The sequence below is a fragment of the Pseudomonas sp. AK-TSAG1-1 genome, from assembly GCF_056821665.1.
Genome location: NZ_CM165965.1, coordinates 4,245,765 through 4,255,000, shown reverse-complemented (window position 1 = coordinate 4,255,000; position 9,236 = coordinate 4,245,765). Strand labels below are relative to the sequence as shown.

Sequence of the window (9,236 nt, the reverse complement as noted above, 5' to 3'; positions counted from 1 at the left end):
TGTTTCGGCTAGGGGGTCATCCCGACTTACCAAACCGATGCAAACTCCGAATACCTACAAGTGCCGAGCATGGGAGACACACGGCGGGTGCTAACGTCCGTCGTGAAAAGGGAAACAACCCAGACCGTCAGCTAAGGTCCCAAAGTTATGGTTAAGTGGGAAACGATGTGGGAAGGCTTAGACAGCTAGGAGGTTGGCTTAGAAGCAGCCACCCTTTAAAGAAAGCGTAATAGCTCACTAGTCGAGTCGGCCTGCGCGGAAGATGTAACGGGGCTCAAACCATACACCGAAGCTACGGGTATCACGCAAGTGATGCGGTAGAGGAGCGTTCTGTAAGCCTGTGAAGGTGAGTTGAGAAGCTTGCTGGAGGTATCAGAAGTGCGAATGCTGACATGAGTAACGACAATGGGTGTGAAAAACACCCACGCCGAAAGACCAAGGTTTCCTGCGCAACGTTAATCGACGCAGGGTTAGTCGGTCCCTAAGGCGAGGCTGAAAAGCGTAGTCGATGGAAAACAGGTTAATATTCCTGTACTTCTGGTTATTGCGATGGAGGGACGGAGAAGGCTAGGCCAGCTTGGCGTTGGTTGTCCAAGTTTAAGGTGGTAGGCTGAGATCTTAGGTAAATCCGGGATCTTAAGGCCGAGAGCTGATGACGAGTTACCCTTTGGGTGACGAAGTGGTTGATGCCATGCTTCCAAGAAAAGCTTCTAAGCTTCAGGTAACCAGGAACCGTACCCCAAACCGACACAGGTGGTTGGGTAGAGAATACCAAGGCGCTTGAGAGAACTCGGGTGAAGGAACTAGGCAAAATGGCACCGTAACTTCGGGAGAAGGTGCGCCGGTGAGGGTGAAGGACTTGCTCCGTAAGCTCATGCCGGTCGAAGATACCAGGCCGCTGCGACTGTTTATTAAAAACACAGCACTCTGCAAACACGAAAGTGGACGTATAGGGTGTGACGCCTGCCCGGTGCCGGAAGGTTAATTGATGGGGTTAGCTAACGCGAAGCTCTTGATCGAAGCCCCGGTAAACGGCGGCCGTAACTATAACGGTCCTAAGGTAGCGAAATTCCTTGTCGGGTAAGTTCCGACCTGCACGAATGGCGTAACGATGGCGGCGCTGTCTCCACCCGAGACTCAGTGAAATTGAAATCGCTGTGAAGATGCAGTGTATCCGCGGCTAGACGGAAAGACCCCGTGAACCTTTACTATAGCTTTGCACTGGACTTTGAATTTGCTTGTGTAGGATAGGTGGGAGGCTTTGAAGCGTGGACGCCAGTTCGTGTGGAGCCATCCTTGAAATACCACCCTGGCAACTTTGAGGTTCTAACTCAGGTCCGTTATCCGGATCGAGGACAGTGTATGGTGGGTAGTTTGACTGGGGCGGTCTCCTCCTAAAGAGTAACGGAGGAGTACGAAGGTGCGCTCAGACCGGTCGGAAATCGGTCGTAGAGTATAAAGGCAAAAGCGCGCTTGACTGCGAGACAGACACGTCGAGCAGGTACGAAAGTAGGTCTTAGTGATCCGGTGGTTCTGTATGGAAGGGCCATCGCTCAACGGATAAAAGGTACTCCGGGGATAACAGGCTGATACCGCCCAAGAGTTCATATCGACGGCGGTGTTTGGCACCTCGATGTCGGCTCATCACATCCTGGGGCTGAAGCCGGTCCCAAGGGTATGGCTGTTCGCCATTTAAAGTGGTACGCGAGCTGGGTTTAGAACGTCGTGAGACAGTTCGGTCCCTATCTGCCGTGGACGTTTGAGATTTGAGAGGGGCTGCTCCTAGTACGAGAGGACCGGAGTGGACGAACCTCTGGTGTTCCGGTTGTCACGCCAGTGGCATTGCCGGGTAGCTATGTTCGGGAAAGATAACCGCTGAAAGCATCTAAGCGGGAAACTTGCCTCAAGATGAGATCTCACTGGAACCTTGAGTTCCCTGAAGGGCCGTCGAAGACTACGACGTTGATAGGTTGGGTGTGTAAGCGCTGTGAGGCGTTGAGCTAACCAATACTAATTGCCCGTGAGGCTTGACCATATAACACCCAAGCAATTTGCAGGCTTTGAGCTGAAAAGCGAAAGGTCACCAGATTGCGGTGTGTGAAGACGAAACGAACCGAAAGTTCGAGAGAAACACACAAACTATCGCATACCCAATTTGCTGAAGCGTCGAAAGACGAGTCGGCACACCGAATTTCTTGACGACCATAGAGCGTTGGAACCACCTGATCCCATCCCGAACTCAGAAGTGAAACGATGCATCGCCGATGGTAGTGTGGGGTTTCCCCATGTGAGAGTAGGTCATCGTCAAGATTAAATTCCGAAACCCCAATTGCGAAAGCAGTTGGGGTTTTGTTTTGCCCGCAGGAAAGTGATTTGCTTCGCCACACAAGGCGCTACGACTGAGGTGCGGGCGTTCCAGCCGTCGCCGGGACAGCCACTGGGGAAAAACCTTCTGAAGTGACCGCCCGGTTTTTGGTATGGTGCAGCTCGTTTTTAACGGACTGATGTCATGCCCACGGACAGGCACTCATTTTTTGTCGAAGAGTTGCTGTAGAAATGCCAGAACCCATCCCGATCAAGGATCACGAAAAAGAGAAGCGCTTGGTCAACAAGCGGTTGATCGCCTGCGCTCTGTTCGTCTTTGCTATCAGCTGTGCGCTGGTGGTGCGCTTGTACATCCTGCAAGTGGTTGAATACGACTATCACTCGACCATCTCCGAAAACAACCGCGTCCACGTCTTGCCGATCCCGCCGACTCGCGGCCTGATCTATGATCGCAACGGCGTACTGCTCGCCGACAACCGCCCCAGTTACAACCTTATCATCACCCGCGAACGCGCCACTGACGTCAACCAGGAGCTGGACGAGGTCATCAATCTCCTGCATCTGCCGGCAGAAGATCGTGGCGTTTTCGATAAGGCCATGAAGCAGTCCCGTCACCCATTCACCCCGGTGACGCTGTTCTACGAGCTGACGGAAGAACAGATCGCTGTGTTAGCGGTTAACGAGTTCCGCTTGCCTGGCCTGGATGTCGAGCCGCAGTTCGTTCGGCATTACCCGCTGGGGCCGCACTTCGCGCATTCGATCGGTTACGTCGGCCGGATCAACGAGAAAGAGTCCAAAACTCTGGATTCGGTCGAATACCGCGGTACGCAATCTATCGGCAAAACCGGCATCGAACGCTTCTACGAAGCGCAGTTGCACGGCCATGTTGGCTATGAAGAGGTCGAGACCAACGCTCAGGGCCGAGTGCTGCGAGTGCTCAAGCACACCGATCCGGTTCCAGGCAAAAATATCGTGCTGAGCCTCGACGTCAAACTGCAGGAGGCTGCCGAAGCGGCACTGGGCGACCGCCGTGGTTCGGTGGTGGCGCTCGATCCGGCCACCGGCGAAGTGCTGGCGATGGTCAGCAACCCGAGTTTCGACCCGAATCTGTTCGTCACCGGCATCAGCTCCAAGGAGTACTCGGCGCTGCGCGATTCCATCGACCGACCGTTGTTCAACCGAGTGCTGCGCGGTTTGTACGCACCGGGTTCGACCATCAAGCCTGAGGTGGCGATTGCAGGCCTCGATGCCGGCGTGGTCACCCCGCAGACCCGTGTCTTCGATCCGGGCTACTACCAACTCCCGGACTTCGATCACAAGTACCGTAACTGGAACCATAGCGGCGACGGCTGGGTGGACATGGACGCGGCGATCATGCGTTCCAACGACACCTACTTCTACGACCTCGCGCACAAGCTCGGCATTGATCGGTTGCACGACTACATGGCCATGTTCGGTCTCGGTGAAAAAGTCTCGCTCGACATGTTCGAAGAGTCGCCCGGTTTGATGCCGTCGCAGGCTTGGAAGCGCGCCACGCGCCGTCAGGCGTGGTTCCCAGGTGAAACGGTCATTCTCGGCATCGGCCAGGGCTACATGCAGGTCACGCCGCTACAGTTGGCCCAGGCGACTGCGCTGATTGCCAACAAGGGTGTATGGAACCGTCCACACCTGGCCAAGACCGTCGATGGTGTGGCACCGGTCGACGAACATCCAATGCCCAACATCCTGCTGAAGAATCCGCGTGACTGGGATCAGGTCAACCACGGCATGCAGATGGTGATGCACGATGCCCGGGGTATTGCTCGCGCCGCTGCGGCCGGGGCGCAATACCGCATTGCCGGCAAGAGTGGTACCGCGCAAGTGGTGGCGATCAAGCAGGGCGAGCGCTACAACCGCGAGAAAACCCTCGAACGGCACCGGGACAACGCCTTGTTCGTCGGCTTCGCGCCGGCAGAGCATCCGACGATCGCCATTTCGGTGATGATCGAAAACGGTGAGGCCGGTGGTCGGGTGGCGGGTCCTGTGGTGCGGCAGATCATGGACGCCTGGCTACTGGATCAGGATGGCCACCTCAAGCCGCAATATGCGGCGCCGGCCAAGCCACCCGGTGATCCGCACGTGTAGCCGCAAAAAGCTTCACAGCACAGGCTCACGCGGGCTGAGCATGTGCTGTGAAACTCGTTATCGGTGACTCAGCTTGCGCATCGATGCGCTTTCATTCTGCAACGGACTATTTGCAGCTGTAACCCTCAGGCATTGTGATGCTGTAGTTGCGTTGCACACGGTTGTGGAAGTTCAGGTTCTGCAGACCTTGCTCCACCAGAAAGGCTTCGACCTTGGCTGCCTGGCAGTCCTCGTTATAAGACGACGCCCGCAGCAGATACACCGTGCGTTTGCTCGCCTCATCGCGGGCGGTGGCAATGAAGGTGCTGAGGGTGGTGTAACCGATTCGCTCAGAGGTGCCCACCGGGCCATAAGTGGTATTGGGGGTACTGGTGCAGGTCAGTCGGTCATCTTTTTTCTTGGTGTTCTTGCACACGGTCGAAGTGCTGGTTGGCACTTGCCCATAGTCGGTCGCGGTATAGCGGTAAGACACCTGCCGGCTACCAATGTCGAGCGTGATGGTCATTTTGATCGGCGCGTGGTTCCTGGGCAGGCTGGCGTCGGTATAAACCTCCAGGAAGCCCAGGTCTTTCAGTGCGTTGACCATATCACGAAGATAGTAGCGGGCATTGAGTGCATTCTCATCGGCGGCGCTCGCCGAGGTCACAAGTACTGTTGCCTTTCGGTCGAACTGATAGTCCGGATCAGGTATTGCATTGAGTGCTACGTCTATTTGCGTGGCGCAGCCGCCAAGCAACGCGGTGAGCATTAACAGGACGCAGAACAAATAACGGGACATGACAAAGACGCCTTGCAACTAAGGATTGAATAGAAGTTAAACGGATGAGGCGCGCGACAAATAACTCGTGGCCGGCAAGGCTCAGTCTTTCTGGTATTCCAGCAGATCGCCTGGCTGGCAATTGAGCGCTGCGCAGAGTTTGTCGAGCGTGGCCATTTTCACGCCCTTGACCTTGCCATTCTTCAGCAATGACAGGTTGGCCTCGGTGATGCCCAGCAGGGCGGCTAACTCTTTCGAGCGAATTTTTTGCGTGGCCATGACAACGTCAAGGCGGACGATAATGGTCATTATATTGTTCTATATGTATTGACTTTGCTCATCGCTGAGTACTTTTGCGTCACGCATGATAATTGAAAATATGCAGAGCAATACGCCTTTGATTATCTCGTAGGCAGAAGCGGAAGACAGGCCGATCGAGAACTGAAAAATCCGATCCCCCGGCGGCAGATCTATCGACAGCGCCAGACCTTGCAAGGTCTCTACCAGCGGATAGGCTGCCGGAGAAACGATGCACAGTATGCCCACTCGCCACAGGACCCTGATGTTGCGGTCGGTCCAGGTTTCGCCGCGCGACAAGCGCAGGAAAAACAGCCCCGTCAGCCATAACGCGTAGCCCGACAGAGCAACGGGCAGGAAGTCCAGAAGAACGATCAGCGCAGTGACCGTCGACGACAGCCAGGTCGCAGGATCAAGCAGCGCGCCCTCGACAAACGGGTCAAGCAATTGCGGTGAGCCTTCAGCAAAGGCATAGAGCAGGCCCGCGAGCATTTCATCCTTTTTGAAGAACCAGATCGTCGCGTTGCCGCCGACCTCCGTCACACCCAGAACCCAGACAAGAATCGCTGCCAGCAGCCCGATCCAATGCATGCGCTGCAGCGCCAATCCGTTGATGTGAGTACTCATGAGAATTCCTGGTTGTTTCAATTGGGTAGCGAATTCTCGATGATAAATTATCGAATAACAATAATTAATTTTGAACCACTACAAAATCAGGCCCCAGGCACCGGGCAACTCATGTCACCTTCCTCACACTTCAAATACTGCTTCAGGGCCTCGACCCGCACCTTGGTCACCCCGGTCAGGCAGTTGCTGTAAATCAACGGATAAACGCTCCCGCCGTCTACCCCGGACGCCGAAAACTTGCATTCGGCATCACGAAATTCGATCCACGCCCGCTGTGCACTCACTAGCAGCTTTCTGGCGTCGGCGTTGTCCTTCAACCGACCGGTGATCTGCTGATACACCGCGTTCAACTCCTTGTCCGCCGCCTTGAATTCCTGCCCGGCACACTGGTTCATGGTGGTCTGATCGCTGGCATTGGCGCAGTCGACGGCGGCGTGGGCGATAGGCGTGAGCAGGAAGGGTGTCAAGGCCATGAGCAGGCGTGGGGACATGGGTAATCTCACTGTGTCGGATGAAAGTGCAGAGCAGTTTAGCGGCTGTGGTGCTTCTATTCAGGAACGCGCAGCCGGGAGGCTTCGAGCAGGCGATCTGCGGTGGCTGCAATCTCCTCGCCGTCATGGAGCATTTCCAGCCAGTGGGCGGGAATCGCCCGAACGCCATAATAGGCCCCGGCCAATTGACCGACGATTGCGGCAGTGGTGTCGGCATCATCGCCCAGGTTGGCGGCTTGCAGAATCGCTGCTGCGAAACTGTCGGTGTGATGAAAACACCACAGCGCGGCTTCCAATGACTCAACGCTGTAGCCGCTGCCACGGATTTCAGTGACTGATTTGGCCAGATAATCTCCTCGAGCAATTGCGGCAACTTTAGGTTGAGTAAAGGTTGAGAGCGGCAGTCTGTACAACTCGATTTTGGAGGCGCCGAGCAGCGCGTTGGCGATCAGTTCGGCAAACAATTGACAGCATTCGATGGCTTCAGGGGCCGCGTGGGTTGTCCGCGAACTGTCGCTGGCGAACTGGCGGATTTGCTGGACGACAGGAAAGAAAAACAGCACCACTGGCGCCAACCGCATCAGCGAGCCGTTGCCGGCGGTAAACGGGTCGGTTGATCCAGCAAAGGGCTGACCGGTTTGCTGGTACTGCGACAGTGCCTGACTGACGGTCATGCCAATATCGAAACAATCCCCCGTCGAGCTGAGATATCCCCATTGCCACCAGTTCAGATAGCGTCCCATCTGATCCGCCGCATCGAATGTGTTTTTGGTCAGCAGACTCTCTGCGAGGCACAGCGCCATCGAGGTGTCATCCGTCCATTGCCCAGGCTTCAAGTGAAAGGGGCCTCCGCCGACCATGTCTGTCAGCGGCTGGAATGAGCCTCGCGGTTTGAACTCCACCGTGGTGCCAACGGCGTCGCCGCAAGCCAGGCCGAGCAGGGCGCCGCGATAACGTTCTGATAGGGAGGGCTGCATGCTTCGTCCTTGTTTGTTTCCGTTTCGCTGGAAAAGGTAGCAGGTTCACTGGGAGGGATGCGTCAGTCATTCACTCTTTCAACGATCAGAAATGCCGCCGAATGTTTCCTTTGGACTGAACAGGCGCAGCCCTTTGATACAACTTCAGGTTGGACATGTGGTCATACAAGCCTACTGTTCAGAACAGGAGGTGACTTATGAAACCAGTACCCAATAGTTTCGAACGCAAAATCACGCTCAAGGCGCCGCGTTCTTATGTCTGGCGCGCATTGGTCGATGCCGAGGCGTTTGGCCAGTGGTTTGGTGTGGCGCTGGAGGGCAGGCGGTTCATTGCCGGCGAATGGACGCAAGGGCAGGTCACGTACCCGGGTTATGAACATGTCCTGTGGAACGTGCTGGTCGAGCGGGTCGAGCCGCAGCAGTTGTTCTCGTTTCGCTGGCACCCGTACGCGGTCAATCCGAAAATCGATTACTCCCAGGAGCCGACGACACTGGTCAAGTTCGAGCTGCAGGATTACGAGGGCGGCACATTGCTCAAGGTGTCCGAATCCGGTTTTGCGCATATTCCCGATGTGCGGCAGAAAGAGGCGTATTACATGGACAGCCGTGGCTGGGAGGAACAACTGAGTCGACTTGAACAGTTTCTCGCCGAAAGCGCCAAGACCCGCGAGCGTGACGGTGACTGATAACGCCATGTTCGAACCGTGGCTGCAACGCTGGGCGCTGGTGCCGGACGGTGAGCCGATCATCACCCCGGGCAGCCGCCTGTTACCGGTGCGTTTTGCCGATGCACCGGCCATGCTCAAGATCGCGCTGGATACCGACGAAAAGTACGGCAATCGGCTGATGACCTGGTGGGACGGTGATGGCGCCGCGCAGGTGCTGGCTCATCACGAGGACGGTTTGCTGCTGGAACGGGCCATGGGCCGGCGTTCGCTGATGCACATGGCGCTCAATGGTGAAGACGACACCGCCACACGGATCATGTGCACGGCGCTGGCGCACCTGCATGCACCGCGTCCGACACCGCCACCGCCGCTGGTGGAGCTGGCGCCGTGGTTCGCCTCACTGCGAATGGCCGCCGCCGAACATGGCGGCGCTTATGCCGTGAGCCTGCAAGCGGCTGAAGCGTTGCTCGCTGACCCGCAAGACATAGTGGTGCTGCACGGTGATATGCACCACGACAATGTCCTCGATTTCGGTACTCGCGGCTGGCTGGCGATCGATCCCAAGCGGGTGCGCGGTGAGCGCGGTTTTGATTACGCGAACCTGATCTGCAACCCGGATCTGCCGACGGCTGCCGACCCGGAGCGTGTCCGGCGACAGGTTGAGGTGATTGTCGAAGTGGCCAAGCTGGATCGCCGACGGTTGCTGCAATGGGTGCTGGCGTTCGCCGGATTGTCTGCCGCCTGGTTTTTGGAGGATGACCGGCAGGAACAGGCCACTGGGCAGCTGAGCGTCGCGCACATCGCGGCTTTGCTGCTTGAAGGCTGACAGGCGTAAGGGTTTTCGGAAGGGCTTCTATAGCGAATGTCTTACACGCGGTGGTAGCTTTTTCGACTATTGCCGATTGGATCCACGGCGTAATCTACACCCATCAACTGAGACACAGGGAGTGTTTCAGGATCACGGATGATC

At 56.4% G+C, this 9,236-nt stretch carries 8 protein-coding genes and 2 rRNA genes (1 of these 10 only partly in view); 5 read left to right on the top strand and 5 right to left on the bottom strand.

Annotation, left to right across the window (positions count from 1 at the left end):
- The 3 genes from AC1UK9_RS19120 to mrdA form a co-directional block, all read left to right on the top strand.
- Positions 1 to 2,035 (top strand): 23S ribosomal RNA (locus AC1UK9_RS19120); it begins 857 nt to the left of the window's first position.
- Between the two features lie 159 nt (positions 2,036 to 2,194).
- Positions 2,195 to 2,310, top strand: a 5S ribosomal RNA gene (rrf, locus tag AC1UK9_RS19115).
- A gap of 246 nt (positions 2,311 to 2,556) precedes the next feature.
- Positions 2,557 to 4,449, top strand: a complete 1,893-nt coding sequence (mrdA, locus tag AC1UK9_RS19110; protein ID WP_482578294.1) for a penicillin-binding protein 2 — start codon at positions 2,557 to 2,559, stop codon at positions 4,447 to 4,449.
- A gap of 106 nt (positions 4,450 to 4,555) precedes the next feature.
- Here mrdA and AC1UK9_RS19105 read toward each other — a convergent pair whose 3' ends face one another.
- The 5 genes from AC1UK9_RS19105 to AC1UK9_RS19085 form a co-directional block, all read right to left on the bottom strand.
- Positions 4,556 to 5,227, bottom strand: a complete 672-nt coding sequence (locus tag AC1UK9_RS19105; RefSeq protein ID WP_482578293.1) for a hypothetical protein — start codon at positions 5,225 to 5,227, stop codon at positions 4,556 to 4,558.
- Positions 5,228 to 5,308: 81 nt separating this feature from the next.
- Entirely contained in the window at positions 5,309 to 5,515 is a 207-nt protein-coding gene (locus AC1UK9_RS19100) for a helix-turn-helix domain-containing protein (RefSeq protein ID WP_025111037.1), read from the bottom strand.
- Between the two features lie 9 nt (positions 5,516 to 5,524).
- Positions 5,525 to 6,130: a DUF2975 domain-containing protein gene (locus tag AC1UK9_RS19095; protein WP_049828010.1), complete on the bottom strand. Its 606-nt coding sequence runs from the start codon at positions 6,128 to 6,130 to the stop codon at positions 5,525 to 5,527.
- A gap of 86 nt (positions 6,131 to 6,216) precedes the next feature.
- A complete protein-coding gene (locus AC1UK9_RS19090) occupies positions 6,217 to 6,621 on the bottom strand; it encodes a lysozyme inhibitor LprI family protein (RefSeq protein ID WP_482578292.1) in 405 nt (134 codons plus the stop codon).
- Between the two features lie 56 nt (positions 6,622 to 6,677).
- Entirely contained in the window at positions 6,678 to 7,598 is a 921-nt protein-coding gene (locus AC1UK9_RS19085) for an ADP-ribosylglycohydrolase family protein (RefSeq protein WP_482578291.1), read from the bottom strand.
- A gap of 197 nt (positions 7,599 to 7,795) precedes the next feature.
- On the opposite strand from AC1UK9_RS19085, the gene AC1UK9_RS19080 reads away from it, so the two are divergent.
- Both AC1UK9_RS19080 and AC1UK9_RS19075 read left to right on the top strand, forming a co-directional pair.
- Positions 7,796 to 8,284 carry an SRPBCC family protein gene (locus AC1UK9_RS19080; RefSeq protein ID WP_025111040.1) on the top strand — a complete coding sequence of 163 codons (489 nt, stop codon included), beginning with the start codon at positions 7,796 to 7,798 and terminating at the stop codon, positions 8,282 to 8,284.
- Positions 8,285 to 8,291: 7 nt separating this feature from the next.
- Positions 8,292 to 9,092: an aminoglycoside phosphotransferase family protein gene (locus AC1UK9_RS19075; RefSeq protein WP_482580501.1), complete on the top strand. Its 801-nt coding sequence runs from the start codon at positions 8,292 to 8,294 to the stop codon at positions 9,090 to 9,092.
- Positions 9,093 to 9,236: the final 144 nt, after the last annotated feature.